The 26,566-nt window shown below is 66.1% G+C and carries 24 protein-coding genes; 9 read left to right on the forward strand and 15 right to left on the reverse strand.

Features of this window, described 5'->3' with window-relative positions; translation table 11 throughout:
* Positions 1–57: 57 nt before the first annotated feature.
* Complete coding sequence (locus GWI72_RS10810) at positions 58–1,044, reverse strand: TRAP transporter substrate-binding protein (RefSeq protein WP_179956060.1); 987 nt, start codon at positions 1,042–1,044, stop codon at positions 58–60.
* Between the two features lie 524 nt (positions 1,045–1,568).
* On the opposite strand from GWI72_RS10810, the gene GWI72_RS10815 reads away from it, so the two are divergent.
* The 7 genes from GWI72_RS10815 to GWI72_RS10845 all read left to right on the forward strand — a co-directional run bounded on the left by GWI72_RS10815 (position 1,569) and on the right by GWI72_RS10845 (position 9,940).
* On the forward strand, positions 1,569–2,093 hold the full coding sequence (locus tag GWI72_RS10815; protein ID WP_161708652.1) for a TRAP transporter small permease: 525 nt from the start codon (positions 1,569–1,571) through the stop codon (positions 2,091–2,093).
* Positions 2,094–2,103: 10 nt separating this feature from the next.
* Positions 2,104–3,411 carry a TRAP transporter large permease gene (locus GWI72_RS10820; protein WP_161676241.1) on the forward strand — a complete coding sequence of 436 codons (1,308 nt, stop codon included), beginning with the start codon at positions 2,104–2,106 and terminating at the stop codon, positions 3,409–3,411.
* Between the two features lie 111 nt (positions 3,412–3,522).
* A complete protein-coding gene (locus GWI72_RS10825; RefSeq protein ID WP_161708653.1) occupies positions 3,523–5,931 on the forward strand; it encodes a glycoside hydrolase family 31 protein in 2,409 nt (802 codons plus the stop codon).
* Between the two features lie 16 nt (positions 5,932–5,947).
* Complete coding sequence (locus GWI72_RS10830) at positions 5,948–7,432, forward strand: mannitol dehydrogenase family protein (RefSeq protein WP_161708654.1); 1,485 nt, start codon at positions 5,948–5,950, stop codon at positions 7,430–7,432.
* A 24-nt stretch (positions 7,433–7,456) separates the two neighbouring features.
* Entirely contained in the window at positions 7,457–8,866 is a 1,410-nt protein-coding gene (uxaC, locus tag GWI72_RS10835; RefSeq protein ID WP_161708655.1) for a glucuronate isomerase, read from the forward strand.
* A 108-nt stretch (positions 8,867–8,974) separates the two neighbouring features.
* Positions 8,975–9,643 (forward strand): LysE family translocator, encoded by a 669-nt coding sequence (locus tag GWI72_RS10840; protein WP_161708656.1) that lies wholly within the window; start codon positions 8,975–8,977, stop codon positions 9,641–9,643.
* An 84-nt stretch (positions 9,644–9,727) separates the two neighbouring features.
* Positions 9,728–9,940 carry a hypothetical protein gene (locus GWI72_RS10845; RefSeq protein ID WP_161708657.1) on the forward strand — a complete coding sequence of 71 codons (213 nt, stop codon included), beginning with the start codon at positions 9,728–9,730 and terminating at the stop codon, positions 9,938–9,940.
* A gap of 144 nt (positions 9,941–10,084) precedes the next feature.
* On the opposite strand, the gene GWI72_RS10850 is transcribed toward GWI72_RS10845, so the two are convergent.
* Complete coding sequence (locus GWI72_RS10850; protein WP_161676247.1) at positions 10,085–10,642, reverse strand: response regulator; 558 nt, start codon at positions 10,640–10,642, stop codon at positions 10,085–10,087.
* 515 nt (positions 10,643–11,157) lie between these two features.
* On the opposite strand from GWI72_RS10850, the gene GWI72_RS10855 reads away from it, so the two are divergent.
* The gene (locus GWI72_RS10855; RefSeq protein ID WP_161676248.1) at positions 11,158–11,331 is read left to right on the forward strand and encodes a hypothetical protein; all 174 of its coding nucleotides are present in this window, start codon (positions 11,158–11,160) and stop codon (positions 11,329–11,331) included.
* Positions 11,332–11,458: 127 nt separating this feature from the next.
* On the opposite strand, the gene ccoS is transcribed toward GWI72_RS10855, so the two are convergent.
* The 9 genes from ccoS to GWI72_RS10900 form a co-directional block, all read right to left on the reverse strand.
* Positions 11,459–11,629, reverse strand: a complete 171-nt coding sequence (gene ccoS, locus GWI72_RS10860; RefSeq protein ID WP_161676249.1) for a cbb3-type cytochrome oxidase assembly protein CcoS — start codon at positions 11,627–11,629, stop codon at positions 11,459–11,461.
* A gap of 148 nt (positions 11,630–11,777) precedes the next feature.
* On the reverse strand, positions 11,778–13,988 hold the full coding sequence (locus GWI72_RS10865; protein ID WP_161708658.1) for a heavy metal translocating P-type ATPase: 2,211 nt from the start codon (positions 13,986–13,988) through the stop codon (positions 11,778–11,780).
* Positions 13,989–14,030: 42 nt separating this feature from the next.
* Positions 14,031–14,582 (reverse strand): FixH family protein, encoded by a 552-nt coding sequence (locus GWI72_RS10870; RefSeq protein ID WP_161676251.1) that lies wholly within the window; start codon positions 14,580–14,582, stop codon positions 14,031–14,033.
* Positions 14,583–14,594: 12 nt separating this feature from the next.
* Positions 14,595–16,052 (reverse strand): cytochrome c oxidase accessory protein CcoG, encoded by a 1,458-nt coding sequence (gene ccoG / locus GWI72_RS10875; protein ID WP_179956061.1) that lies wholly within the window; start codon positions 16,050–16,052, stop codon positions 14,595–14,597.
* Positions 16,053–16,222: 170 nt separating this feature from the next.
* Positions 16,223–17,101 carry a cytochrome-c oxidase, cbb3-type subunit III gene (ccoP, locus tag GWI72_RS10880; RefSeq protein ID WP_161708659.1) on the reverse strand — a complete coding sequence of 293 codons (879 nt, stop codon included), beginning with the start codon at positions 17,099–17,101 and terminating at the stop codon, positions 16,223–16,225.
* 3 nt (positions 17,102–17,104) lie between these two features.
* The gene (locus GWI72_RS10885) at positions 17,105–17,260 is read right to left on the reverse strand and encodes a cbb3-type cytochrome c oxidase subunit 3 (RefSeq protein ID WP_161676253.1); all 156 of its coding nucleotides are present in this window, start codon (positions 17,258–17,260) and stop codon (positions 17,105–17,107) included.
* An 11-nt stretch (positions 17,261–17,271) separates the two neighbouring features.
* Positions 17,272–18,006: a cytochrome-c oxidase, cbb3-type subunit II gene (gene ccoO, locus GWI72_RS10890; protein WP_161676254.1), complete on the reverse strand. Its 735-nt coding sequence runs from the start codon at positions 18,004–18,006 to the stop codon at positions 17,272–17,274.
* A 14-nt stretch (positions 18,007–18,020) separates the two neighbouring features.
* Positions 18,021–19,676, reverse strand: a complete 1,656-nt coding sequence (ccoN, locus tag GWI72_RS10895; RefSeq protein ID WP_161676255.1) for a cytochrome-c oxidase, cbb3-type subunit I — start codon at positions 19,674–19,676, stop codon at positions 18,021–18,023.
* A gap of 208 nt (positions 19,677–19,884) precedes the next feature.
* Positions 19,885–20,979, reverse strand: coding sequence for an AbrB family transcriptional regulator (locus GWI72_RS10900; protein ID WP_161676256.1), 1,095 nt, complete (start codon positions 20,977–20,979; stop codon positions 19,885–19,887).
* A 170-nt stretch (positions 20,980–21,149) separates the two neighbouring features.
* Between GWI72_RS10900 and hemN the strand changes: the two genes are divergently transcribed.
* Positions 21,150–22,514, forward strand: a complete 1,365-nt coding sequence (hemN, locus tag GWI72_RS10905) for an oxygen-independent coproporphyrinogen III oxidase (protein WP_161708660.1) — start codon at positions 21,150–21,152, stop codon at positions 22,512–22,514.
* 684 nt (positions 22,515–23,198) lie between these two features.
* On the opposite strand, the gene GWI72_RS10910 is transcribed toward hemN, so the two are convergent.
* The 4 genes from GWI72_RS10910 to GWI72_RS10925 form a co-directional block, all read right to left on the reverse strand.
* Positions 23,199–23,921, reverse strand: coding sequence for a Crp/Fnr family transcriptional regulator (locus tag GWI72_RS10910; RefSeq protein WP_348272663.1), 723 nt, complete (start codon positions 23,919–23,921; stop codon positions 23,199–23,201).
* A gap of 312 nt (positions 23,922–24,233) precedes the next feature.
* On the reverse strand, positions 24,234–24,572 hold the full coding sequence (locus tag GWI72_RS10915) for a response regulator (RefSeq protein ID WP_161676258.1): 339 nt from the start codon (positions 24,570–24,572) through the stop codon (positions 24,234–24,236).
* Positions 24,573–24,726: 154 nt separating this feature from the next.
* Positions 24,727–25,341 carry a response regulator transcription factor gene (locus GWI72_RS10920; RefSeq protein ID WP_161676259.1) on the reverse strand — a complete coding sequence of 205 codons (615 nt, stop codon included), beginning with the start codon at positions 25,339–25,341 and terminating at the stop codon, positions 24,727–24,729.
* A gap of 58 nt (positions 25,342–25,399) precedes the next feature.
* Positions 25,400–26,563 carry a two-component system sensor histidine kinase NtrB gene (locus GWI72_RS10925; protein WP_161676260.1) on the reverse strand — a complete coding sequence of 388 codons (1,164 nt, stop codon included), beginning with the start codon at positions 26,561–26,563 and terminating at the stop codon, positions 25,400–25,402.
* Positions 26,564–26,566: the final 3 nt, after the last annotated feature.

Raw genomic sequence — 26,566 nt, forward strand, 5'->3', positions numbered from 1 at the left:
CTTGAAACAGGCAGGAAAGCCCCGGGCCACACCCGGCCCGGGGCCTTGTTCAGGGGCTCAGTTGGCGGCGGCCTGGATGCGCTTGATCAGGTCGGCAACGCGCGGCGACTTGGCGGCGGCCTCCTCGTACATCGGCTGCACGGCGGCGGCGAAGGGGGCCTTGTCGACGGCGATGAACTTCACGCCCATTTCCTTCTCGGCCAGGGCCTTGCCCTCGGCGACCTGCTTGTTCCAGCCCTCGCGGTGGAAGTCCATGGACTCGCGCGCCGCCTGCTTCAGGGCCTTCTGCTGCTCGGCCGAGAGGCTGTCCCAGGTCTGGGTGGAGATCATGACCACGGAGGGGATCATGGTGTGCTCGTTCTCGGAAAAGACCTTGGCGATCTCGCCGTGGCGGTTGACGGTCAGCGCCAGCGGGTTGTTCTCGGCGCCGTCGACCACGCCCTGCTGCAGCGCGCTGTAAAGCTCGCCGAAGGCGATCGGGGTCGGCGAGCCGCCCAGCAGCTCGACCATGCGGATGGCGGTGGGGCTCGGCTGGACGCGGATCTTCATGCCCTTGAGGTCGGCCGGGGTGCGGATTTCCTTGTTGGAATAGAAGGACCGCGCGCCCTCGACGTAATAGGCAAGGCCGACGAAGCCCTTGTCCTTCGAGGCGGCGAGGATGTCGTCGCCGATCTCGCCGCTCAGCACCTTGTAGTAATGCTCCTCGTTGGCGAAGATGAAGGGCAGGTTCAGCGCGGAATAGGACTCCTCGAAGGCTTCCAGCTCGCTGGCGTTGGACCGGGCCATGTCGAGCGAGCCATTCTGCATCAGCTCCATGGATTCGCGCTGGTTGCCCAGCTGCGCATTGGCATAGACGCGGATCTTGATGTCGCCGTTGGTCAGCTCCTCCACGCGCTTGCCCATGAATTCCATCGACTTGTGCAGCGGATGGTCTTCCGGATTGTTGTGGTTGAGCTTCAGCGTCCGGGCGTCGGCGGTGGTGGCGGTGGCAAAGGCCATGAAGGCAACGCCCGCCAGCACGGCGAGACGGTTCATCATACGCATGTCAAAAATCCTCCCGATGATCCGGTCCGGCCCGGGGCAACTCCCACCCGATCGCACCAGCCAGCGGCTGGCGGACATCAGTCCCGGATAAATTGGCCGACCCCTTCCGGCCCGGCTTGCGACCAGAGACTTGGCCAAACCGGGTCATCTGTCAACCAGTTTTGAAAATTGGTTGACCAATTTTGGAAAATGCGCATTCTCTGGGGTGCCCGTCGTCCCGGGTCCCGACAACCAGGCCCGACTGCGCGGCGCTGGTGGCGGACCGGCCCGACCGACGGGGCTTTTTTGATGGCCCACTGGCCTGCCGGTCTCGCCCGTCCCTTGCGGACCCGGACGGGAACCGGCCAGCGAGGGGTCCCACCTGCCAACCAGATCCGGCTGGAGCAGACAGCAACAGGTTGACCACCCGCCCGAGCATCGCTCAACTGGTCGACCAATCCGGAACCGGGGCCGGACCTTGTGTCCGGGGAGGAAACGGGAGCCGGCGCCCCGGCGTCAGGCTGCGAAGTGGAGGACATGCAGCCATGCATGCACTGAAAACCCGCGTGGACCGCGCGCTGGGACTGTTTATTGCCGCCGTCTTTGCGGTGCTTGTTGCCTGCGTGGTCTGGCAGGTGTTCTCGCGGTACGTGCTGAACGCGCCCAGCACCGTCACCGACGAACTCGCCCGCTTCCTGTTCATGTGGATCGGCCTGATCGGCGCTGCCTACACGCTGGGTCAGCGCAAGCATCTGGCCATCGACGTCCTGCTGCAGATGGCCGGACCGCAGAAGGCCCGCTGGCTCGCGCTGCTGGTCACCCTGCTGGTCGGCGTGTTCTCGGCCGTGGTGCTCATCTATGGCGGCGCGATGCTGATGCAGAAGACGCTGGCCACCGGCCAGCTCTCGCCGGCCCTGCGCCTGCCGATGGGCTATGTCTACGGCGCCATTCCCCTCGCAGGCGCCATGATGGTGCTCTACTGCCTCGAGTTTGCCGCGGGCCTCGTCTCGGGCCGCATCCACCCCATCGACACCGAGGCCGAACCAGCGGCCGGCGGCCCCCTGACCTGAGGCAAGTCCCATGGAACTCTTCAGCGCATTCGTCCTGTTCGGCGCCTTCGGCCTGCTCATGGTGCTGGGCGTGCCCGTCGCCTATGCCATCGGCATTGCCTCGGTCCTGACCTTCGGCATCTTCATGACGGTCGACCAGTCGATCTTCATCACGGCGCAGCAGATCGCGTCCGGCCTCGACAGCTTCACCCTGCTTGCCATCCCGTTCTTCATCCTGGCCGGCAACATCATGAACCGGGGCGGCATCGCCCTGCGCCTCATCGAGTTTGCCAAGGTGCTGGGCGGCCGGCTTCCCGGCTCGCTGGCCCACTGCAACGTGCTCGCCAACATGATGTTCGGCGCCATCTCCGGCTCGGCCGTTGCGGCAGCCGCTGCGGTTGGCGGCGTGATGGCCCCCTTGCAGAAGAAGGAAGGCTACGATCCGGCCTATTCGGCGGCCGTCAACATCGCCTCCTGCCCCACCGGCCTGCTCATCCCGCCGTCGACCACCTTCATCGTGTTCTCGCTGATCACGGGCGGCACCTCGATCGCGGCGCTGTTCGTGGCCGGCTACGTGCCGGGCATCCTCATGGGCATCGGCATCATGATCGTCGCCGGAATCATGGCCAAAAAGCGTGGCTATCCGGTGGCCCCGCGCCCCAGCACCAGCACGGTCATCGCCAAGACCGTCGATGCCTTGCTGCCGCTCAGCCTGATCCTTGTCATCATGGGCGGCATCATCGGCGGCGTGTTCACCGCAACGGAAGCCTCGGCCATCGCGGTCGTCTACAGCCTGTTCCTCGCGCTGTTCATCTATCGCGAGATCAAGCTGCAGGACCTGCCGTCCATCTTCCTCGACTCGGCCGTCACAACCTCCATCGTGCTGCTGATGATCGGCTGTTCCATCGCCATGTCCAAGGCCATGGCCTTTGCCGACATCCCCTTCGCCGTGTCGGATGCGCTGCTGGCGCTCTCCGAAAACCCGATCGTGCTGCTGCTCATCATCAACATCGCCCTGCTCGTGGTCGGCATGTTCATGGACATGACGCCGGCGCTGCTGATCTTCACCCCGATCTTCCTGCCGGTGGTCAAGGATCTCGGCATGGACCCGGTGCATTTCGGCGTGATGATGACCTTCAACCTCTGCATCGGCATCTGCACGCCGCCGGTGGGCTCCGCGCTCTTTGTCGGCTGCTCCGTTGCGAAGGTGTCGATTGCCCGCGTGATCAAGCCGCTCCTGCCGATGATTGCCATGCAGATCGCGGTCCTGATGCTCATCACCTATGTGCCGGAGCTGAGCCTGGCCCTGCCGCGCTGGCTGCTCGGCTACGGCGGCTGACCCCGATGACAGCAGGCCCGCAGTCGCGGTGCCTGCTGTCTGCCACCTCCTGACCCTTTTCCGATCCCGCAGCGCCCGACGCCTGGCGCTGCCCCGCCTTGCGGAGTTCCCATGAAGACGCTGCACGCCTTCCGCCTCGCCCGGACCCTTGACGCCGGCATCGAGCTTCTGGTCGAGAACCGTCACCTCCTCACCGTCTTCGTTCTGGAACCGCAGCTTTTCCGGGTTGTCCTGCGCAAGGATGGCCAGTTCCGCCTCGGCCGGTCCTGGTCCGTCGCGCCCAAGGCAGAAGGCAGCCTCACCCCGGCCGATGTCGCCTGGGAGGGCCGGTCGCGGCTGGATGTCTCGGGCTTTTCCTGCCCGCCCTTCACCGTCGAGGACCGTGGCGAGGCCGGGCTCGTGCTCTCCACCGACGCCCTGCGGCTCACCATCACCGCGCCCCTCACCTTCGTCTGGGAAGCCCGTCAGGCCGACGGCCGCTTCCTCGTCTTCGCCGAGGATCGCCCGACCGGCGCCTACATGCTGGACGTGAAGTCACACGCCCACGCCCATTACCTCAACCGCCGCAAGGGCGAGAAGGTTTATGGCCTCGGCGAGAAGGCCGGCGACCTGGAGCGCTCCGGCCGTCGCTACGAGATGCGCAATCTCGATGCCATGGGCTATGACGCGCGCACGACCGATCCGCTCTACAAGCACATCCCGGTCACCATCACCCGCACGCCCGATGCCGGCACCTTCTCGGTCTTCTACGACAATTTGGCCGGGTGCTGGTTCGATCTCGGCAACGAGCTGGACAACTACCACAAGCCCTACCGCAGCTACCGCGCCGAGGATGGCGATCTCGACTACTACATGCGCTGGTCACCTTCGGTTCTGGACGCGGTCAAGCATCATGTCCGTCTGACCGGCGGCACCGCCTTCCCGCCGCTGTGGAGCCTCGGCTACTCCGGCTCGACCATGCATTACACCGATGCCCCCAATGCCCAGGAGCAGCTCGAAGGCTTTGTCCGGCTCGTCGACGAGCACGACATTCCCTGTGACAGCTTCCAGCTCTCCTCCGGCTATTCGTCCATCGGTGCCAAGCGCTACGTCTTCACCTGGAACAGCGCCAAGGTGCCCGATCCGGCGGGTCTGGCCGCCACCTTTGCGGGCGCCGGCCTGCATCTGGCCGCCAACATCAAGCCCTGCCTGCTGCAGGACCATCCGATGTACCAGGACGTCGCCGCGCGCGACCTGTTCATCAAGGACAGCGAGAGCGACGCCCCGTCCCGCTCCGTCTTCTGGGATGACGAAGGCTCGAACCTCGATTTCACCAACCCGGCGACCATCGCCTGGTGGCAGGGCAACATCGCCGACAAGCTGCTGCGCTACGGCATCAACTCGACCTGGAACGACAACAACGAGTTCGAGGTCTGGGACAATCATGCCCGCTGCCACGGCTTCGGCGAGGAGATCGACGTCGGCCTGATCCGGCCGCTGCTGCCGGTGCTGATGACCCGCGCCAGCCATGAGGTGCAGGTGGCGCACCAGCCCGACACCCGCCCCTATCTCATTTCGCGCTCCGGCGCGCCCGGCCTGCAGCGCTACGCCCAGACCTGGACCGGCGACAACCGCACGGCCTGGGAGACGATCCGCTACAACATCCGCATGGGCCTCGGCATGTCCCTGTCCGGCCTCTACAACGTCGGCCACGACGTGGGCGGCTTTGCCGGCCCGAAGCCCGATCCGGAACTGTTTGTCCGCTGGGTGCAGAACGGCATCTTCCATCCGCGCTTCACAATTCATTCCTGGAACGACGACCACACGGTCAACGAGCCCTGGATGTATCCGAACGTGACGCCGCTCATCCGCGAGGCGATCAGGTTCCGCTACCGGCTGCTGCCCTATCTCTACACGGCCCTGTATCAGGCCGTGACCGCCGACGAGCCGATGCTGCGGCCGACCTTCCTCGACCATGAGCACGACCCGCGCACCTTCGAGGAATGCGACGAGTTCCTCATCGGCCGCGATCTTCTGGTCGCCAATGTCGTTGATCCGGGCGTGACCGAGCGCACCGTCTATCTGCCGCAGACCGACACCGGCTGGTGGGACTTCTGGGCCGGCAGCTGGCATGCGGGCGGCACCACCGTCACCCTGCCGGTGACGCTCGCCTCCATGCCGCTCTTCGTCCGGGGGGGCGCGGTGCTGCCGCTGGCCGATGATCTCAATCGCGCCCAGGCCGCCCGGGACACGTCCCGCACCTACGCCCTCTTCCCTGCCCCGGGGGCTGCGTCCGGTGTCAGCCTCGAATATGCCGATGACGGCTTTGCCGTCGATGCGCTCGAGGGCAACCACGCCCTTGTCCGCCTTGCCCTCACCTCGACGGCGTCCGAGATCCGTCTCGACGTCGCCCGCAGCGGGCGGCATGATCCGGCCTGGGCAGACGCCAGCTTCGTTCTTCCCGCCGGCGAAACCCGCCCCCTGATCCTGAACGGCGAGGCTGTCGCCTCCGGCATCTCCCGCCCCGTTCCCCGCGCCTGACGCAGAGGTGAAGTCCATGTCCGTTTCCGCTCCCGCTGCTCCCGAGGTGACCCAGGTCGTGCGGGTCAAGACCGCCGCCTATGACCGCCAGATGCTGAAGCCGCGCATCCTGCATTTCGGCTTCGGCGCCTTCGCCCGCGCCTTCCTCTGCTCGATCCTCGACGAGACGCTGGACCAGGCCGGTCCCGGTGAGGCTGCCGACTGGGGCCTCGTCGCTGTGCGCCTCAATTCCGGCGCCGAGGAGCTCACGGCCCTCGATGCCACCGACCGCCGCTTCTGGGTTGCCGCCGCCGACGATGCCGGCATCGCGGCCCGGCGCATCGATTGTCTGGTCGCAACCTGCCATCCGGCCCGCGACGGACTGCCGGCGCTCTTTGGCCACTTCGTCCATCCGGACCTGTCGATCATCAGCCTGACCATCACCGAGAAGGGCTACTGCTCGCGCTCGGGCGCTCTCGACACGGCCCATCCCGGCATCGTCGCCGACCTCGCCTCCCCCCGCCAGCCCGGCACCGCCATCGGCGTCATCGTCGAGGGTCTCCGGCTGCGCCGCGACAGCGGCCTTCCGGGGGTCACCCTGCTGCCGCTCGACAACCTGCCGCACAATGGTGCGGTCAGCCGGGCGACGGTGGTGAGCTATGCCCGCGCCCTTGACGAGCAGCTGGCCGAGTGGATTGCCCGGCACTGCACCTTCCCCTCGACCATGGTCGACCGCATCGTTCCCGCCCTCGACGAGCCGTCGAAACAGCTGCTGCGCGAGATCGGATCGGACGACATCAACGGCATTGTCTGCGAGCCGTTCCGCCAGTGGGTCATCGAGGACGATTTTGTCGCGGGACGGCCTGATTTTGTCCGTGCGGGGGCGCAGTTTGTCGCGGATGTGGCGCCCTTCGAGGCGATGAAACTGCGCATGCTGAACGGCTCGCATTCCTTCCTCGCCTATCTTGGCGCGCTGGCCGGAAAAGCGACGATTTCGGACTGCATGGCCGATCCGCTCTTTGTTGCCGCCGCGGGACGGCTGATGATGAGCGAGCAGGCCCCGACCCTGAGCGGCCTGCAAGGCATTGATCTCAAAGCCTATTCTGACGAACTCCTGGCCCGCTTCAGCAACAGCCGGCTGAAGCACCGCACCACCCAGATTGCCAATGACGGCTCGCAGAAGCTGCCGCAGCGCCTGCTCGCCTCGATCCGCTGGCATGTCGAGGCCGGCACGCCCTTCCCCCTCCTGACACAGGCCGTCGCGGGCTGGATGGCCTATGTCAGGGGTGAGGACGAGGCCGGGCAGGCCGTCCCGGTCAATGACCCGCTGGCGCCGCGCTTTGCCGCGATCATCGCGGCGACGTCTGATGGCCCGGACTATGTCTCTGGCATGCTTGGGCTTTCGGAGGTTTTCCCGCCCGAGCTCGCCGCCGATGCGTGGTTCCGCCCGGCCGTGAGCGACAGCTATTGCCGCCTGCGCGCGCAGGGCGTTCGCGCCGCGCTGACCGACCTTCTCTCCTGACAGTTTCGCGAAGGCCTCCTGACAATGCAGCCCTTCCTCGGCCCCGATTTCCTGCTCGCCACCCCCACCGCCCGCCGCCTCTACCATGAGGTCGCCAGCAGCCTGCCGATCATCGATTATCACAACCACCTGCCGCCCGAACAGATCGCCGCCGACACCACCTGGGACAGTCTCGGCCGCATCTGGCTGGAGGGCGATCACTACAAGTGGCGCGCGATGCGGTGGGCCGGAATTGACGAAAGGCGCATCACCGGCGAGGCAGATTTCCGCGAGAAGTATGATGCCTTCGCAGCTATCATGCCGAAATTGCTGGGAAATCCGCTCTATCACTGGTCCCATCTGGAGCTTGACCGCTACTTCGGACTGTCAGGAGCCGTGCTGAATTCCGGGTCCGCCGCCGCGATCTGGGAGGCCGCCAACGCCGAACTCGGCAAGCCCGGCCACTCCGCCCGCGGCCTCCTCAGGCAGATGAAGGTCGAGCTGGTCGGCACCACCGATGACCCCTGCGACAGTCTCGAGCACCACATCGCCCTCAAGGACGACCCGAGCCTCGGCTTCCGCATGGTGCCGAGCTTCCGTCCGGACAAGGCCTTCAAGATCGAGCTGGACGGTTTCCCGAGCTACATCAATCGCTTGGCATCTGTCGTCGGCCATCCGGTCCGCAGCTTCGAGGACCTGACCGGCGCGCTTGTCGCCCGCCTCGATCACTTCGTTGCCGCCGGCTGCGTCGCCACCGACCACGGCATCGAGATCCTGCGCGCCGGCAGCGATTGCGGCGCGGCGCGGCTTGATGGCATCCTGGGCAAACGCCTTGCAAATCAGAGCCTTGACGAGACCGAGATTGCCGATTTCCACGGCGCGGTGCTGGTCAGCCTCGGCCGTGCCTATGCCGCCCGCGGGCTGGTGATGCAGCTGCACATCGGCGCCACCCGCAACAACCGCACCGCCCTCTTCCGCCAGCTCGGCCCCGATGCCGGCGGCGATTCCATCGCCGACCGTCCGATCGCGGCAGAGCTGAATGCGCTGCTCGACCGGCTCGACAGGACCGGCTCGCTGCCCCGGACCATCCTCTATGCCCTTGATCCGACACGCAACGAGGTGATCGTGACGACCGCCGGCAACTTCCAGGACGGCAGCGTTCCGGGCAAGGTCCAGGCAGGGTCCGGCTGGTGGTTCAACGACCAGCTCGACGGCATGGAGCGCCAGATGACCCAGCTCGCCCAGATGGGCCTCATCTCCACCTTCGTCGGCATGCTGACCGACAGCCGCTCGTTCCTCTCCTTCCCCCGGCACGAGTATTTCCGCCGTCTTTTCTGCAACATGGTCGGCAACTGGGTGGAGACCGGACAGGTTCCGAACGACGCCGATCTCCTTGACACGCTGGTCCGGGACGTCTGCTACCGCAACGCCCGCAGCTGGTTTGTCGGCACATGAGATGGCCGGCCTCCGGGCAATCGGCTAAGGTCAGCTCGAGCTGCCCTCGCCGCATCACGCCGGTCTGCCAATCCTGACCGCACGCCTGCCGTTCACCCGGAGACCATCATGGACATTGCCTCTGCCTTGCTCGGCTTCAGCATTGCTGCCGCCCTCCTGACCATGACGCCGGGCCTCGATACGGCCCTCGTCCTGCGCACGGCGACCGTGGAAGGGGCAAGGCCTGCCCTGATGGCAGGGCTTGGCATCGTCGCAGGCTGCCTCGCCTGGGGGCTGGCTGCCGCCCTTGGGCTCGGCGCCGTGCTGGCCGTGTCGCAGACGGCCTTCCAGGTCCTGCAGATCTGCGGTGCGCTCTATCTGATCTGGCTCGGCATCGGCATGATCCGCGCCGCGTTGCGCCGACCGGGGCAAACCGGGCCTGCAGGCGCAGACGCCGACGGGACCATGGGCGCGGGCGCTGCAAATCGCGCAACGGCACCGTTGCGCTGGTTCTGGCGCGGTCTGGTCACGAACCTCCTCAATCCGAAGGTGGGCGTGTTCTATGTCAGCTTCCTTCCGCAGTTCCTGCCGCAGGGTGTTGATGTTGCAGCCTTTTCGACCTTGCTTGCCGCCATGCACGCGGGGATGGGACTGGTCTGGTTCGCCTTGCTGATCGCAGCCACCCGTCCCCTCGCCCGCCTTCTGGCGCGTCCGGCCGTGACGCGCAGCCTCGACGGCCTGACCGGAGCCGTGCTGGTCGCGTTCGGTGTGCGTCTGCTGGCGGGCGCGCGCTCCTGACATTCGACAAAATGACAGAGGTCTTCACCAGCCATTAACCATAAAAGGCCAAGATTTCTTCATCAGCCAGACGAGGGGTCTGCCATGGTGGAACTGCGGAAGCGGCTTGTAACGCTCGATGATTTTTATTGCGCCGCCGAAGGATATACACATCTTCCGCCGCACATCGTGACCCGGTTCCTGATCGAGACCTATCTCGTCGACCTTGATCTCATCAAGGACTTCGCTGCAGACCTTGACCAGCGGCAGCGCATGCCGGCCGCTCCGGCGCGTCCCTACGCGGCGCTGGCCGCCTGAGGCGCGCAAGCCTCTCGTCCCAACTCCCTCGTCCCGACTTCCGGGTCCCGGCTCAAGGCTACCGGCTCCCAGCGGACGCAGGTTCAGGCGCAAGGGTGTGCGAGGGCGTGCAAGGGCCGCAAGACGCGGCCGGCGCGGCCCGCCTCAGCCGATGGCCAGGGTCTCCGTCCCGTCGCCGGCGGTCTTGGCCTTGGCCATGTCGCTTGCATTCTTCAGCTCGGGCGGCCTGATCCCGCCCTGCCAGATCTTCTGGCGGTTGCGGATCTCGCGCGGAGCAGGACCGAAGTAGCTGGGTGTCTTCACGAAATCGCGCGGGTTGAGAATGACGTTGGACACCCGCTGATACAGGGCCTTGGCCGAGATCGGCTTGGACAGGAGCTCATGCACGCCAAGACGCCGGGCCTCGATGATGCGGCTGCGCTCCGTGTGGCCCGTGACCATGATGATCGGGATGTAGGCAAAGGGGTTGTTCGAGGTCCGGATCATGCGGACCATGTCCGCACCGTCGAGGATCGGCATGACCCAGTCGAGGATGAGAATGTCCGGGTTGGCGCGGTCCATTGCCTCCAGTCCCGACGCCCCGTCTTCGGCCTCGACGATGCGACGGGCTCCAAACCCCTGCAGCATCGTGCGCAGGATGGTGCGCATGTAGGCACTGTCCTCGACGAGCAGAAACGTCAGTGAGGCAAGATCCAGGCTCACCGTAACCTCCAATTGAGCACCTGACAGTAACAGGCAAACGGTGAAAAGAGGGTTAGGATACCCTTTCGCGGGGCTTGTGCCTTTGCACCAGGGGCAAAACAGCCCGTTCATGCTGCCACAGGTTGGCCCCGTCTCGCCGCGCGGTGGCGGTAAACGCCTGTCAACCAGCCCCGCGAGACCCGTTAACAGAAGCGACCTCTCCGTTAGGATCTGCTGCCGGACCCCCGCTTCCGGACGGCCGCGGACGGCCCCAGACGCGGCGACCCCGCGTCGGCACGGCGCGGCGGCACTGCCGGGGACACTCGGAATAACGCTTTGAGTCCAGAGACTTGCCCGTATCCCGGCCGGTTTGGATTAAACTCGTCGAGGTCCGGTTTAACACTTGGTAAAGTTGCGCCACATTAACACATTACAGCGATATGACTTAACCGGCCTTTCAAGGATCGCAGCCTAAAACGGGGTTCAGGAGCCGCGAAAACTACGGATGGCGGCTCAGGTCCAGTCCGGAGCACCCCATGCGCAACAGTCACCTTGTCGAGGAGACAGAGGCCCTGAACCTGGCCCGTCCGGCCAAGGTCGCCTCGTTCCAGACCAGCCAGCAGCCGCTGCGGGCCAACGTGCTGCTGCTGTCGGGCGTTACCCTGATCGTGATTTCCGCCAGCATGATGCTGGGCGCCCTCGCCGGCTGAGCTGCCGTCCCGGGCTCACGCCCTCTTTCCCGGCGCCCTGATTGCCGGGCCGCGATCCCCCAGGCCGGTCTCCCGCAGCCGCAGGCCATGCCGCGCTGCCCTGCCCCCGACCCCGCTTCCGTCTGCCTCAGCGCGAGGCTTCCCCGTCCGGCCGCGCCACGTCGTCGTCGTCCAGGATCCGCCAGCGGGCCCCTTCCAGATCGTCATACTGGCCGCTTTTCAGCGACCACAGGAACCCGACCAGCCCGAGGGCGCCAAGCCCCAGCGCGACGGGAATGAGAAACAGCAGGACTTCCATGGGCTATCCCCCGAGTGGCGAACCCGCGCGGGTCCGGCAAGACACTCCACGATGAAACACGAACGAGCTGATCTGCAACCGATTTTGCCCCAACACCCGAGGCGATCGTCGGCAGCGGACCTTGCGCAAGGCTTGCGCGGAGCCGGGTTCACCGTGGCTCATGCGGTTTTCCACTGCCCATCCGCAGCCGCAGCGCATTGGCTGTCACGATGAGCGACGAACCGGACATCGCGGCGGCAGCCACGAGCGGCGTGACGAAACCAGCCACGGCGATGGGCACGGCGATCAGGTTGTAGACCACCGAGATCCACAGGTTCTGCATCATGGCCGCCCGGGCCCGGCGCGCGATCTTCAGCGCATCGGCCACCGGGGCCAGCGCATCCCCCATGAACACGGCATCGGCTGCAGCCTGGCTGAGATGAACAGCCGTGACCGGCGACATCGACACCTGTGCCCCCGCAAGCGCCGGCGCGTCATTGAGACCATCGCCGACCATGAGCACATTGGCGCCTTCCGCCTTGAGCGCGTCGAGCCGGGCGATCTTGTCGGCCGGGGTCATGCCAGCGCGCCAGTCGCGGATGCCGAGAGCGGCTGCGGCAGCTTCCACGGCGCCCGGCCGGTCGCCCGACAGGATCTCGATGCGGTAGCCCCGCGCCGCCAGGTCCCGGATGACGGGTCCGGCATCAGGGCGCAGGCTCTGGCGCATGGGAATGAGGCGGGCGGGCCCCTCCCCGATACGCAGGGCAAGCAGCGAGGCATCGCCATGGCGGCTCAGGACATCGGCCACGCGGTGTTCTGGCGCGCCGCAGAAGGCGGGTGAGCCGAGACGCACAAGCTGGCCCTCGTGCAGGGCCTCGACACCGGCTCCGGTGGTCTCGATCACACCGGGGAGCGGATGCGTCGCATCGGTTGCCCTGGCCAGCGCCAGGGCCAGCGGATGGCGGCTGGACAGTGCCAGACGGCCGGCCAGCGCCAGGTCGGCATCGCCGGCCGCATAGGGTTCCAGCAGCTCCGGACGGGCGAGGGTCAAGGTGCCGGTCTTGTCGAAGACGATCGTGTCGGCAGCCGCCAGACGTTCGATGGCATCGCCGGAGTGGATCAGCACCCCGGCCCGGAACATCAGGCCCGAGGCCACAACCTGCACGGCGGGAATGGCGAGGCCAAGGGCGCAGGGGCAGGTGATGATCAGCACCGAGATCCCGATGATGAGCGAGGGCTGCCAGCCGAGGCCGGCCAGCGTCCAGCCCAGGAAGGTGAGCAGGGCGGCGGCATGGACAACGGGCGAGTACATGGCCGCAGCCCGGTCGGCGAGCACGACATAGCGCGACTTGGCCTGACCGGCGGCCTCGAGCAGGCGGTTCACCTCGTCGAGCAGCGTGGCGCCGCTGGCCGTGGAGACGCGCACCTCGAGCACGCCGCCGGCGTTGAGCGTTCCGGCGTAGACACGGGTGCCGGGGCCGGCTGCGACCAGTGCGGTCTCGCCGGTGATCAGGCTCTGGTCGATCTCGGAGCTGCCCTGGTCGATGACGCCATCGACAGGGATGCGTTCGCCTGCGGTCACGAGAACCCGGTCGCCCGGTTCGATCCGCGACAGCGGCACCTCGCGGACACTGCCGTCCGGCGCGATCCGCGCCGCCACCTCGGCCTTGAGGGCCGCAAGGTTTTCGGCCAGCGAGCGGGTGCGGCCGCGCATGTTGTGGTCGAGATAACGCCCGACCAGCAGGAAGAAGAGCAGCATCGTCGCCGATTCGAAATAGGCGTGATGCTGGCTCTGCAGCGTCTGGATGACCGACAGGCCGACCGCCAGCGAGACGCCGATGCAGATCGGCACGTCCATGTTCATGCGACGGCCGCGGATGGCGGCGATCGCGCTGCGCAGGAACGGCCGGATGGCATAGGCCACCGCCGGAAGCGCGATCATCGCCGAAACCCAGTGAAACAGGTCGCGGGTCTCATCGGTGATGTCGGTGACGTTGCCGGACCAGACCGACACCGACATGAGCATGATGTTCATGGAGGCAAAGCCGGCCACGCCGATGGCCCGCATCAGTTCGCGGCCCGTCCGGTCCTCGCGCGCCCGCTGGGCGGCGGGATCGAAGGGATGGGCGCGGTAGCCCATCCGGTCCAGGGTCTCGACGATGAGATCCGCCGGTGTCTGGGCGGCATCCCACTCCACGGCCAGCCGGTGGCTGGTGAGGTTCACGCGGGCGCGCAGGACGCCGGGCAGCTGTGTCAGCCCCCGCTCGATCTCGCCCATGCAGGCGGCGCAGGTGATCCCCTCGACCGCCAGATCCATGTGAACCGCCCCGTCCGCCGCCGGCGTCACGAAGGCATCCCAATCCCGCATGTGCACCGTCATGTCCGTCCTCCAGAGGTGCTGTCACGTCCTGTCCGCGCGCCGTCAGTCGCGCAGGAACAGGCGGTTTTCGGAGCGGAACAGACGACCTTCCGGCCCGTCCGCCTCAAGCGTCATCTTCCAGGTCCCCGGGGCCAGCGGCGCGGCCGTCACGCCGGTGTAGCGGCCATCCTCCAGCGGGGCGAGCGATACGGTCTGGTCCTGACCGGCGGCCGTGGGATGGGCCAGCCGGGCCACGAAGGCAAGACCCGCCAGCGGCAGGCCGGCGCCGTCGCGGGCGGAGACGGTGATGCGGGCGCGGCCCTCGCCGCTGCGGTCGAGATGGGCGCTGACGTCCCAGCCGCGGGCGGCCTGGGCCTCGGCGGCGGCCACCTCGGCGTTGAAGGTCAGACCCGCCTTGTAGGAACTGTCGACGACGGTGCCGGGAAAGGAGCCGAAGGCGAAGTAGAGGAACGCGGCGTTGGCGGCAAAGATGACGCCGAAGAAGCAGGAGATCCAGAGGAGCACGGTCCGTCCGGTGATCGGGCGACCGCCCTGCGGACTGCGGCTGGTGTCGCCGGGACGCAGGGTCCCGGCTCGTGATGCGGTGGTCGTCATTGCTCCCTCCCTTCAGGGTGCCTTGAAGAAGCCTTTGGTGGTGGTGACTTCGCCCATCACCGTGTCCGTCAGACGGAAGGTGATCGGCGTGGAGGACGGCATCTGCGCGCCGGTCGGCGAGTAGACCAGCACGCGGATCTCGCGGGTCTGGTCCGGGCCGACGACCACATAGGGCCGTCCTTCGAAGTAGTGGTCGATGCCGATGGCCTCGATGCGCGTGCCCGTCGGCAGGCCCTCGATGTTGACGAGGAAGCTGCGCTCGAAATTGCGCTTGTTCATCAGCCGCACGGTGTAGCCGTTGCGGATGCTGCCGTCGTTCTGGACCACGAAGATCGGGTTGCGGTCATGCACGGCGCTGATGCCGGAGAAGTCGCGGCTGAGCAGGGCGTAGAGCATGATCGCGCCGACAAGGGCGATGAGGACGGCATAGATCACTGTGCGCGGGCGGACGATCTCGTAGATCGGATCCTTGCCGTCCAGCCGGCGCTGGATGTTCTCGTCGGTGTCATAGCCGATGAGGCCGGTCGGCTTGCCGACCTTGGTCATGACGTTGTCGCAGGCGTCGATGCACAGGCCGCACTGGATGCAGTCGAGCTGCAGGCCGTTGCGGATGTCGACGCCGGTCGGGCAGACGTGGAAGCACTGGGCACAGTCGATGCAGTCACCGGCCGGAAGCCCCTGATCCGCAAGCTCCTTGTTGCGCTTCAGCGGACCGCGCGGCTCGCCGCGGTCCCAGCGGTAGGTGACATTGAGCGCCTTCTCGTCCGTGAGCGCGGCCTGGATGCGCGGCCAGGGGCACATGTAGATGCAGACCTGCTCGCGCATGAAGCCGGCGAGGAGATAGGTGGTCGTCGTCAGGATGCCGATCCACAGATAGGCCGCCCAAGGCGCCTGGAACGTGGCCAGCTCGTAGACCAGCGTGGGGGCGTCGGAGAAGTAGAGCACCCAGGCACCGCCGGTCCACCAGGCGATCATCAGCCAGGACGTGTGCTTGGCCACCCGCTTGCAAAGCTTCGACAGGCTCATCGGCGCGTTGTCGAGCGCGATACGGTCACGCCGGTCGCCCTCGATCTTGCTTTCGACCCAGAGGAACAGGTCCGTCCAGACGGTCTGCGGGCACAGGTACCCGCACCAGATGCGGCCAGCGACGGCATTCATCAGGAACAGGGTGAGCGCGGCGACGATCAGCAGCCCGGTCAGGTAGTAGACTTCCTGCGGCCAGATCTCGATGAAGAAGAAATAGGCGCGCCGGCCCTCGAGGTCGATCAGCACCGCCTGGTCGGGCGCGTTCGGCCCGCGGTCCCACCGGATGAACGGCAGGAAATAGTAGATCCCGAGCGTCACGAACAGGATCGCCCACTTGATCCGGCGGAAGGTCCCATGGGTGGCCATGGGGTAGATCTTCTTCGCCGAGGCAAACCACTCTTCCGGCTCGTTGCCGCCCACTGCGGCGTCTGGCTCGACACGCATCGTTCCGTCCTTTCCTGGCCGGGTCCGGCCCCAACGGCCCCGGGAAGGTTTCCGGGTCGGCGGCAGGGCCGACCCGGCACTTGCTGCTCGGGCGAACCTAGACAGGTGCGCGGCTGATGGCCTTGCGGCGGATCAACCTGCGACACCGTGTCCGGCACGCCCGCGACGGCTTACTCGCCGCCGCCGAAGGAGTGCACGTAGACCGCCAGCGACTTGACCGTCGCCGGGTCCAGACGCCCTTCCCAGGCCGGCATGACGCCAGCCCGCGGGTTGTTGATCTGGGCCTTGATCGCCGCCAGCGACTTGCCGAACAGGAAGTTCGTCGCCAGCAGGTTCGGAGCCCCGACCTCGCGCTGCCCCTTCAGGTCCTCGCCGTGACAGGCCGCGCAGTTTTCCTGGTAGATCGTTTCGCCGGCGGCCAGATCGACCCCTGCCTCGGTCTCCAGTCCATTGCGGGACGCCACGAAGTTGGCGACCTGCGTGATCTGGTCCTTCTCGAGCAGCCCGTCGCGGCCATAGGCCGGCATTTCGCCCGAGCGGGTGTCCGGATGGCCGGACCGGATGCCGTATTTCAGGGTGGTGTGGATGTCATCCAGCGTGCCGCCCCAGATCCAGCTGTCGTCCTGCAGGTTCGGGAAGCCGACAAAGCCGGTGCCGCCCGACCCGTGGCACGCGGCGCAGTTGTCGCCGAAGGCGGCGCGGCCGTTTGCCATCGCAAAGTCGAGCAGGGCCGGCGTGCCGGTGATGTCGGTCAGCGAGGCGTCGATCAGCTTGGTCCCGATTTCGGCCCGTGCCGCACGGCCAGCCTCGAGCGCCGCCATGGCGTCGTCGCGCTGGCTGTTGCCGAGCAGGCCCGCCGTGTAGCTGGACACCAGCGGCCAGGACGGATAGGCGACCCAGTAGCCGATGGCCCAGACGATGGAGGCGTAGAAGATGTAGAGCCACCATTTCGGCAGGGGATTGTTGAGTTCCTTGAGGCCATCCCACTCGTGCCCCGTCGTCTCAACGCCCGAGAGCGTGTCGACTTCCCTCTTGTGAATGTCGGTCATGGATCAGTCCTCCCGGAACGGGATTTGGGCGGCATCGTCAAACTGCTGCTTGTTCTTGGGCCAGGCCGCGTAGCCAATCACCACCGCGAACATCAGCACGAAGTAGAGGAGGCCCCAGGTCTGGGCGAAGCCGGCCAGCGAGGTATAGGTCTCGGTCATGATCCGCTCCCTCAGCGCAGGTTTGCCTTGTTGTCGTACATCTTGAAGTCCACCAGCGTGCCGAGCATCTGCAGGTAGGCGATCAGCGCATCCATCTCCGAGACTTCCCGGGGATTGCCGTCGAAATCGCGCACCTGGGCGTTCGGATAACGCTCGAGGAAGGCGTCCACGCCGTCGGCGTCCGGATTGGCCTGGGACGTCAGGTCGGCGACCGCGTTCTCGATCTGGGCGTCCGTGTAGGGCACGCCGATGATCGCGTTGGTCTTCAGGTGATCGGTGATGCTGCGGGCATCGAGCCGGGCCTCCATGAGGAAGGGATAGCCGGGCATGATCGATTCCGGCACCACGGCGCGCGGGTCGATCAGATGCTCGCGATGCCAGTCATCCGAATACTTGCCGCCGACGCGGGCAAGGTCGGGACCGGTGCGCTTCGAGCCCCACTGGAACGGATGGTCATACATGGACTCCGCCGCCAGCGAGTAGGGACCGTAGCGCTCCAGTTCATCGCGCATCGGACGCACCATCTGCGAATGGCAGAGATAGCAGCCCTCGCGGATGTAGATGTTGCGGCCGGCCAGCTCGAGCGGGGTGTAGGGCCGCATGCCCGTCACCTTCTCGATGGTGCTCTTCAGGTAGAAGAGCGGGACGATCTCGACGAGCCCCCCGATGGCAACCATCACGAGGATGCCGACGAGCAGGAGCATCGAGTTCTTTTCAAAGACTTCGTGTTTGTTCCAGGCAGACATGTTTCGCCTCCCCCTTATTCGGCCGGGGCCAGGGCGCCGCCCGCCCGGCGTTCGGCCACTGCCGCTTCGCCATGACGCACGGTCATCCAGAGGTTGTAGGCCATGATGACAGCGCCGATCACGAAGAGGGCTCCGCCCATGGCGCGGATGACATAGAAGGGGAACATCGCATCGACGGTGTCGACGAACGAGTATTCCAGGAAGCCCATCTTGTCGTAGGCACGCCACATCAGACCCTGCATGATGCCGGACACCCACATGGCGCAGATGTAGAGAACGATGCCGATGGTGGAGAGCCAGAAGTGCCAGTTCACCAGCTTGAGCGAATACAGGCCCTTCTTGTTCCAGAGCCACGGAACCAGGCAGTAGAGCGCGCCGAAGGAGATGTAGCCCACCCAGCCGAGAGCACCGGAGTGCACGTGACCGATGGTCCAGTCCGTGTAGTGCGACAGCGAGTTGACCGCACGCAGCGACATCAGCGGACCTTCAAAGGTGGACATGCCGTAGAAGGCAAGCGACACCACCATCATGCGCAGGACCGGATCGGTGCGCAGCTTGTCCCAGGCCCCCGAGAGGGTCATCAGGCCGTTGATCATGCCGCCCCAGGAGGGCATCCACAGGATGATCGAGAAGGTCGCGCCCAGCGTCGACGCCCACTGCGGCAGCGCCGTGTAGTGGAGATGGTGCGGACCCGCCCAGATGTAGATGAAGATCAGGGCCCAGAAGTGCACGATCGACAGGCGGTAGGAGTAGACCGGCCGCTCGGCGCGCTTGGGGACGAAGTAATACATGATGGCGAGGAAGCCGGCGGTCAGGAAGAAGCCCACCGCGTTGTGGCCATACCACCACTGCACCATGGCATCCTGGACGCCCGACCAGACGATGTAGGACTTGGTCCCGAACACCGACACCGGAATGGTGGCGTTGTTGACGAGATGCAGCAGCGCGATCGTGACGATGAAGGCGAGATAGAACCAGTTGGCCACATAGATGTGCGGTTCCTTGCGCTTCCACAGCGTGCCGAGGAACAGCATCAGGTAGGCGACCCAGACGATGGTCAGCCACAGGTCGGCGTACCATTCCGGCTCGGCGTATTCCTTGCCCTGCGTCGCGCCCAGCAGATAGCCCGTGCCGGCGATGACGATGAAGGCGTTGTAGCCGAGGATCACGAACCAGGGCAGGATCTCGCCCGGCATGCGGGCGCGGCAGGTGCGCTGGACCACATACATGGACGTGGCAAGCAGCACGTTGCCGCCGAAGGCGAAGATCACCGCGGAGGTGTGCAAGGGGCGCAGACGGCCGAAATTCGTCCAGGGCAGGTCGAAGTTCAGCGCAGGCCAGGCCAGCTGCAGGGCGATGATGAGGCCCACCGTGAACCCGGCGATGCCCCAGAACATGGCTGCAACCGTACCAAACTTGATCGGCCCCATGTTGTAATTGGGCCGGCCGTCGATCTCCTGCGGGATCGGCTCGCCACCGTCGTTGAAATAGTTCTTGAAGATGATGAACGCACCACCGGCCGCGCAGAGCGCGCCGAAGGCGGTGTGGAATGCCATCACCTGGTCATATGTCTTCCCTGCGATGATGATGCAGGCGAAGGCGAGCAGCACGAGGAAGAGCGCAAAGCCCCCTTCCTCGAGCGTAATCAGTTTGGCTTTTGGATGTGCCATTCTTGCGCCCCAAGTCTTTCCGTCGCCGGCCGAGTGCCAACGATCCAAGCGAGACCATGCGCATGGGGGCTGTCTGTTTGCGTTGATTCAAATCAACCGGGGCCACATGCCGCAGTGCGGCACACTTGCAAGGGGAGCCAAGATGCTGCAGGCGCGGCGTTTTTGCCGCACCCGTGCACCGCATGGCCTCCGGGAGCCCCGGTTCCGGTCAGGATTGTGCGTTGCGGTCGCCGGGGGCCGGATCGGCATCGCTGCGGGCACGGCCCAGGACCAGAAGTGTCACCAGCGGCAGAATCAGGACAAGGGCGATGTAGCGGGCCAGCTGGTGCGCCGCCACATAGGCGGGGTCCATGTCGAGAAGGAAAGCGATCAGCATCATCACCTCGAGCCCCCCGGGCGCATAGGCCAGCAGCACCTGGCCGAGCGGCAGACCGAGCAGCTGCGAGACGAGAACCGCCCCGAGCGCCGAGAGGACAAAGCCGACGGCGAAGGCCCCGACCGAGGCCGCCAGCAGGCGCAGGAGCTCGCGCGGACGGGTGTCGGCGAAGCGGGTGCCGATCATGGCCCCCAGCGCGATGAAGCAGGGGATCATCAGCGGGTCGGGCACATGCGTGTTGAGCAGGCCGCTGCCGTTGAGACCAGCGCTGACGAAGAAGGCGCCCGTCAGCCAGCCACCGGGAAACCCGACCCGCTGGGCCAGGAGGCTGCCGGCCAGACAGAGGGCCATGGCGAGCGCGAATTGCGGCCAGGGGGCCATGGCCGGCGGCACCAGCACGGGCATCTGGTCCTGCGGCGTCGCCCCGACAATGATCCCCGGCAGGACAGCGACCAGAAAGAACAGGCGGATCGTCTGGGAGGCCGCAACCCTCGCCACATCGGTCTTGCGGTCGGTGGCCATGGCAATGACGAAGGACAGGGCGCCGGGGATGGCGGCAAAATAGGCCGTTTCCCGCTCCCAGCCAGCAACACGCTGCAGGAAAAGGAAGGTCCCAGCCATCACCGCGACCACGACGATGGCAAGACCAAGCATGGACAGGGGCCAGTCGGCAACGCGCTCGACCACTTCCGGCGTGACGCCGCTGCCCATGGTCACGCCCATCAGCACGAAGATGCCGTCGCGCAGCCGCAACGGGAAATGCGAAGGCATGCCGAGCAGGACGCCGGCCGCAACCGCGATCATCGCGCCGGACAGCCAGGCAGCCGGCAGCCCGAGCGCGGCGAAGCCGAAGCTGCCGAGGGTTCCAACACCGAGGGTATAGAAAAGGTGGCGCAGACGGGCTGCGGGCGACGGCTGAGATGTCATGGGTCCCGGGGAGACTGGACGTGAACAGGCAGGACGGACAGCATAGACCGGTCCGGACCATCTGGCACGCAAGAATGCCGGGCCGTCGCGGCTGAGGCATATCCCGTTGAGGCAGATCCCGGTTGAGGCAGATCAAGGTCTGCACGGGCGTGCCGTGGCAAGACAGACGCATGAGCGACAGACTTGCCCCTTACGGCACGCGCAACGTGCCCCGCTACACCAGCTATCCCACCGCCCCCCATTTCAACGAGGGCGTGGACGGACCGCTTTACGCGCGATGGCTGGAGGAGCTGCCTGCGGCGACGCGGCTGTCACTCTACCTGCATGTCCCCTTCTGCCGGGACATCTGCCACTACTGCGGCTGTCACACCAAGGCCAGCCGCCGCGACGCTCCGCTCGAGCGCTATGCCGAGACCCTGGCGCGGGAAATCGAGCTGGTCGGCGAGCATCTGGGCACACGGCATCCGGTCAGCCACATCCACTGGGGCGGCGGCACGCCAAGCCTGCTGCCTGCCGCAAGGCTTGAGGATCTCGCCAGCCGGCTCGGACGGGTGTTCGAGCTGATGCCCGGCATCGAACATGCGATGGAGCTGGATCCGCGCCATGTCGGAGCCGGTCTGGCACGGACACTGGCCGCCATCGGCATCACCCGGGTGAGCCTCGGCGTGCAGGACATGGACGACACTGTCCAGAAGGCGATCGGCCGGGTCCAGTCGCTGGAGGTGGTGACGGCGGCAACGCGGCATCTGCGCGATGCGGGCCTGACGTCGATCAACTTCGACCTGATGTATGGCCTGCCGCACCAGAGCCGCGACACGATCCTGGAGACCGTGGCGCGGACCGTCGAGCTGCGTCCGGCGCGGATCGCGCTGTTCGGCTATGCCCATGTTCCCTGGATGAAGAAGCACCAGCGGCTGATCGACGAGGCCGCCCTGCCCGCCCCGGCGGAACGGCTCGCCATGGCCGGCCTCGCGCGCGAGGCCCTGATCGCCGCCGGATACGTCGCCATCGGGCTCGACCATTTCGCCCTGCCCGAGGACAGCATGGCCATTGCCCTGGCCGATGGCAGCCTCAAGCGCAATTTCCAGGGCTACACAACGGATACGGGCGAGGCGCTTGTCGGGTTCGGCGTGTCGTCGATCGGGCGGCTGCCGCAGGGCCATGTGCAGAATGCGGCCGACACCGGGGCCTGGGAGCGGGCGATCCAGTCCGGCGGGCTGCCGATCGTCCGCGGCTTTGCGATGAGCGCGGAAGACAACGCCCGGGCCGACATCATCGAACAGCTGATGACCGACTACCGGGTTGATCTCGACGCGGTGATGCGCCGACACGGACTGACGCTTGCCTGCCTGTCGGCCAGCCTCGACAAGCTCGCACCGCTCATGGCCGACGGCGTCGTCGCCCGGGCGGGGAGCGTGGTGAGCGTGCCGGAAGACGCAAGACCCTATGTCCGTGTCGCCGCTGCAGCCTTCGATGCCTATCTCGGCCAGGCCGCCGCCAGCGCCATCGCCCCGCGCCATTCCATGGCTGTCTAACTTGGGGCTGTCTAACTTGGGGCTGCCTAACTTGGGCCTGTCTAACTTGGGGCTGTCTGATAGCGGGCTGTCTGACCGGGGCGCCGCCTGATCGGGCGCTGTCTGGTCCGGGGTCTCTGGTCCGGGGTGCCTGATGCGCGGTATCTGTTGCGGGGCTGGCAATGGCCCGACGAGACCGGCAGCCCCATCGGGCTTGCCGGACAAGATGACCCGCAACGGGCTGTGCATCTGGGACGGCCTGGCGGGACGGGCTGGCGGGACGGACTGTCGGGACGGACTGTCGGGACGGACTGGCGGGCCACGTGGCACCGGCGGACCCGGCTGGCGACGACCTGCATCAGCGCCGCCGGCGCGAAGGCGTGGCTGCGGCCCGCTCGAACCCCATGACCAATCCCGGATGGACCCTGCAGGGCAAGGTCCGGCATGGCGGGTGACGTGATGTCGGGGCCAGGAATGTCGGGGCCAGGCATGTCGGCCCCCCGTTTCGAGGGCCCCGTATCAGGGCTCCCGTTTCAGGGCCCAGTGTCAGGGCCCCGTGTCAGGGCCCCCGTTTCTTCAGGGCGAGAGGAACCGATGGGGCCACGTCCCGCTGTGCGGTCTTCTCCGGACCGCGCGCCGCCGTGACCACGGCTTCACGGATGAGCTGCCTTACAAGCCCTCTGGATCCGCGAGCCGCGGTGCGGCCTAGTGGCGTCCGGTGAGCTGGCAGACAGCGCAGACCTTGTTCAGGCGGATCTCGTCATTGCGTTCGACGGAGATCACCCCGCGACGCTTGAGATCGGAGATCACCCGGCTGACGGTCTCGATCGTGAGGCCGAGATAGTCGGCGATTTCCTGCCGTGTCATGTGCAGCTTGACCTGGCGCGTGTCATTGCTCTCGTCGACCGGGCCGGCGCAGGCGTTGGTGCCGCGATCGGGAACCAGATGCATCAGGAAGCTCGCGACCCGTTCGGTCGCGGACTTGCGGCCGAGCAGGACGGCATGTTCATGCAGGGACTGCATCTGGGCCACGAGGCAGCGGGTGAGCTGACGCTGGATCGCCGGCGAGCCCTCGACCTGGCTGAGATCGAGCATGTTGACGCGCGCATCCGTCAGGGTTTCGGCCGTGCAATCCTGCTCGTCACCGTTGGGGATGCCGAAGATGTCGCCGGTGCGCAGGACCTCGACCACCTGGCGGCGGCCGTCCGGCAGCAGCTTGAACAGCATGATCGTTCCGCGGGCTACCTCGAAGATGCGATCCGCCGGGTCGCCTTCGTAGAAGACCACTTCATGCGGCTTGTACTGGGCCGACTTCGCGCCGAAGGCATCGAAGGAAGCAGCCGGCGCAGCACCCGGACGCGCGGAGGCGCCCATGGCCTGCGTGCGATAGCCGGATGTGGTGTCGGGATTGCGTTCAAGGTAAGCCATTATTCCCTCCTATGGCTGCCAGCGGCCATGAGGACTGATGCAGCAGGTCCGTCCACCTGATCCCTGCATCGGCAGCCGCCCCACCCCGTCCGGTGTCGCGGCCAGCCCCCTTTGCTGACAGCACAACCCTAGACGGTGACCGGGCAAGGGAAAATCCGGGCGAGTGCGTAAGGTGTTCTACATAACGCCCTAAGGGAACACGTCTTTTCAGTAAAACCCGAGGCTGTCGAAAGACGTCGCAAGTTGACGAAACGGCGTCATGCACAGTTCATCGACAGGACATCGTCACGTCATCAGGGCGTCATCACCGCGTTACAGATGCGGGACCAGGGCAGCTTCGGACAAGGGCTTGCGCAGGAACACGACCGGCTTCAGCTCCGCGATGACATCGCGGATGTAGACACTCGACTGGCCGGAAATGACGATGACCCGCGGCGGCTGTTTCAGCTGGTCGATCCAGCGCACGACCTGCAAGCCGCTGAGGCCAGGAAGCCCGAGGTCGACAATCACCACGTCATCGGGGGCAGGCGGCGGGGCCTCGAAGAAAGATTCGGCGTCCGGGTAGCACACGGACTCATGCCCGACGCCGGCCAGCAAAGTGGCCAACGCATCGGCAACGCCATAATCATCCTCGATGATATGAACAGTCACGTGGGCCAGGCTCCATCCTACCTGTCGGTCAGGTCAGCCCGTTATAGGGCTTCCTGTCAGGAATAGATCTACGCACTACTACGAAAGCAGCAGGAGCCTTTCGATTTGGTCAATGATCGCCGGGACTTGGCAGAAAAAAGCGGCATCGCGTCGCTCAATGCCCGAGAACGATGCGGACAAGGTCGGCGGCGTTCTTCGCACCAAGCTTTTCCATGATGCGGGCCCGGTGCACCTCGACCGTGCGCGGGCTGATGCCGAGATCGCGCCCGGCCTCCTTGTTCGAGGCCCCGGCGGTGATCTTGCCCAGCACCTCGCGCTCGCGTCGCGTCAGGAGATCGGCCCCCTGGAAGTCGGGATGGTCGTCGACGCTGCCGGCGCGGTTGGACATGGCCGCGATCCCCTCGCGCACCCGCTCCACCACGGTGTCGGCGTTGAACGGCTTCTCGATGAAGTCGAAGGCCCCGTTGCGGATCGCATCGACCGCCATCGGGATGTCCCCCTGGCCGGAAATGATGAAGATCGGCGCGGCGTAATTGTCGGCGCTCAGAGCCTTCAGGACATCGATGCCGGACCGCCCCGGCATGTGCACGTCGAGGATCACGCAGGCCGGGATGCGGGTCTGTGCCGCCTCGACGAAACTGTCGCCATCCGCAAAACTGACGACCGTGAAGCCTTCCATCTCGAAGACCACAGACAAGGCATCACGAACCGCCGGATCGTCATCAACGATATAAATGGTCTGGCTGGCATCGGTGCTCACGGTGCTCATCGCCCAGAGATCCTTTCATTCACGAATCGAGAACTGCGGTTGGTTCGTTTTCGTCCGATCAGTCGTCTGTATCAATGCCACATTCGACGGGGAGGCGAAGGACAAAGGTGGCCCCTTCCCCGGCAGCCTGTCGCAAAACCAGGTCACCGCCATGATTTTGCGCAATCGTGCGCGAGATCGCCAGCCCGAGCCCCAGTCCCTTGCGCTTGTGGCTGGAGAAGGCGCGGAACAGCTCCGGCATGACTTCCTTCGGCACGCCCGGTCCACTGTCCTGGACGCGGAACTCGATGAACCCGTCCTCCTGCGCGATCTGCAGCCGCACACGCTTGACGGCAGAACCGGCCACCGCCTCGCGGGCATTGCGCAGCAGGTTGATCAGGACCTGGCGGATCTGGACCTGATCCATCGGAACAACCGGCAGGCCGGCCGGAACGTCGGTCGAGAAACTCACGCCGCTGTCGGTGCTGCCGAGTTCCACCAGCTCGACGCAGGAACGCGCGAAGGAGGCGATTTCCGTATCGGTGCGCTCCGGCTCGCGCTTCTCGACGAGCTGGCGCATGCGCTGGATGATGTCGCCGGCCCTTTCGGCCTCGCGCATCGCCTTCTCGATCACCGTCAGCATCTGCGCATCGACGAGGGTGGTGTCACGGGCCTTGCGGACAACCGCCTGCAGATAGAGCAGCACGGCCGTCAGCGGCTGGTTCAGCTCATGCGCGATGGCCGCGCCCATCTCGTCGATGGCGCTGATGCGGGTCATGTGAACCAGCTGGGCCTGCGCCTGGGCGAGGCTGCGCTCCATCTGCTTGCGGGGGCGCAGATCGCGCAGGATGCCGATGAACTGCCGCCCGTCCGGCGTCACGGCCTCGCCGACCGACAGCTCGACCGGAAATTCGGTGCCGTCCTTGTGGCGGGCATGCACCTCGCGGCCGATGCCGATGATGCGCTTCTCGCCAGTGTCGAGATAATGCTGCACGTAGCCGTCATGGGCGTGCGCATAGCGCGACGGCATGACCAGCGCGACGTTCTGCCCGAGGATCTCCGGGGCGCTGTAACCGAACAGGCGTTCGCAGGCCTTGTTGTAGGCCAGCACGCACATCCGGTCATCGATGACCATGATGCCGTCGACGGCCGTGTCCAGAACGCCCTCGAGACGCGCACCGGACACGCTCCAGACTGGCTCGTGCGTTGCCGGCTCCACCGTGGGAACGATCCCTTCTGCCATGGC

This window comes from Pannonibacter sp. XCT-53, from assembly GCF_009915765.1.
GTDB lineage: Bacteria > Pseudomonadota > Alphaproteobacteria > Rhizobiales > Stappiaceae > Pannonibacter > Pannonibacter tanglangensis.

Bases quoted from the DNA above. Each gene is read 5' to 3' on its own strand.
- GWI72_RS10845 (WP_161708657.1), top strand. From the start codon at position 9,728: ATGGTGGAACTGCGGAAGCGGCTTGTAACGCTCGATGATTTTTATTGC.
- ccoG (WP_179956061.1), bottom strand. From the start codon at position 16,052: ATGCGTGTCGAGCCAGACGCCGCAGTGGGCGGCAACGAGCCGGAAGAG.
- uxaC (WP_161708655.1), top strand. From the start codon at position 7,457: ATGCAGCCCTTCCTCGGCCCCGATTTCCTGCTCGCCACCCCCACCGCC.
- ccoS (WP_161676249.1), bottom strand. From the start codon at position 11,629: ATGGAAGTCCTGCTGTTTCTCATTCCCGTCGCGCTGGGGCTTGGCGCC.
- GWI72_RS10865 (WP_161708658.1), bottom strand. From the start codon at position 13,988: ATGACGGTGCACATGCGGGATTGGGATGCCTTCGTGACGCCGGCGGCG.
- GWI72_RS10910 (WP_348272663.1), bottom strand. From the start codon at position 23,921: ATGGCTTACCTTGAACGCAATCCCGACACCACATCCGGCTATCGCACG.
- ccoP (WP_161708659.1), bottom strand. From the start codon at position 17,101: ATGACCGACATTCACAAGAGGGAAGTCGACACGCTCTCGGGCGTTGAG.
- GWI72_RS10925 (WP_161676260.1), bottom strand. From the start codon at position 26,563: ATGGCAGAAGGGATCGTTCCCACGGTGGAGCCGGCAACGCACGAGCCA.
- GWI72_RS10900 (WP_161676256.1), bottom strand. From the start codon at position 20,979: ATGACATCTCAGCCGTCGCCCGCAGCCCGTCTGCGCCACCTTTTCTAT.
- GWI72_RS10820 (WP_161676241.1), top strand. From the start codon at position 2,104: ATGGAACTCTTCAGCGCATTCGTCCTGTTCGGCGCCTTCGGCCTGCTC.
- GWI72_RS10825 (WP_161708653.1), top strand. From the start codon at position 3,523: ATGAAGACGCTGCACGCCTTCCGCCTCGCCCGGACCCTTGACGCCGGC.
- GWI72_RS10840 (WP_161708656.1), top strand. From the start codon at position 8,975: ATGGACATTGCCTCTGCCTTGCTCGGCTTCAGCATTGCTGCCGCCCTC.
- GWI72_RS10870 (WP_161676251.1), bottom strand. From the start codon at position 14,582: ATGACGACCACCGCATCACGAGCCGGGACCCTGCGTCCCGGCGACACC.
- GWI72_RS10830 (WP_161708654.1), top strand. From the start codon at position 5,948: ATGTCCGTTTCCGCTCCCGCTGCTCCCGAGGTGACCCAGGTCGTGCGG.
- ccoN (WP_161676255.1), bottom strand. From the start codon at position 19,676: ATGGCACATCCAAAAGCCAAACTGATTACGCTCGAGGAAGGGGGCTTT.
- hemN (WP_161708660.1), top strand. From the start codon at position 21,150: ATGAGCGACAGACTTGCCCCTTACGGCACGCGCAACGTGCCCCGCTAC.
- GWI72_RS10855 (WP_161676248.1), top strand. From the start codon at position 11,158: ATGCGCAACAGTCACCTTGTCGAGGAGACAGAGGCCCTGAACCTGGCC.
- GWI72_RS10810 (WP_179956060.1), bottom strand. From the start codon at position 1,044: ATGCGTATGATGAACCGTCTCGCCGTGCTGGCGGGCGTTGCCTTCATG.
- GWI72_RS10815 (WP_161708652.1), top strand. From the start codon at position 1,569: ATGCATGCACTGAAAACCCGCGTGGACCGCGCGCTGGGACTGTTTATT.
- GWI72_RS10920 (WP_161676259.1), bottom strand. From the start codon at position 25,341: ATGAGCACCGTGAGCACCGATGCCAGCCAGACCATTTATATCGTTGAT.
- GWI72_RS10885 (WP_161676253.1), bottom strand. From the start codon at position 17,260: ATGACCGAGACCTATACCTCGCTGGCCGGCTTCGCCCAGACCTGGGGC.
- ccoO (WP_161676254.1), bottom strand. From the start codon at position 18,006: ATGTCTGCCTGGAACAAACACGAAGTCTTTGAAAAGAACTCGATGCTC.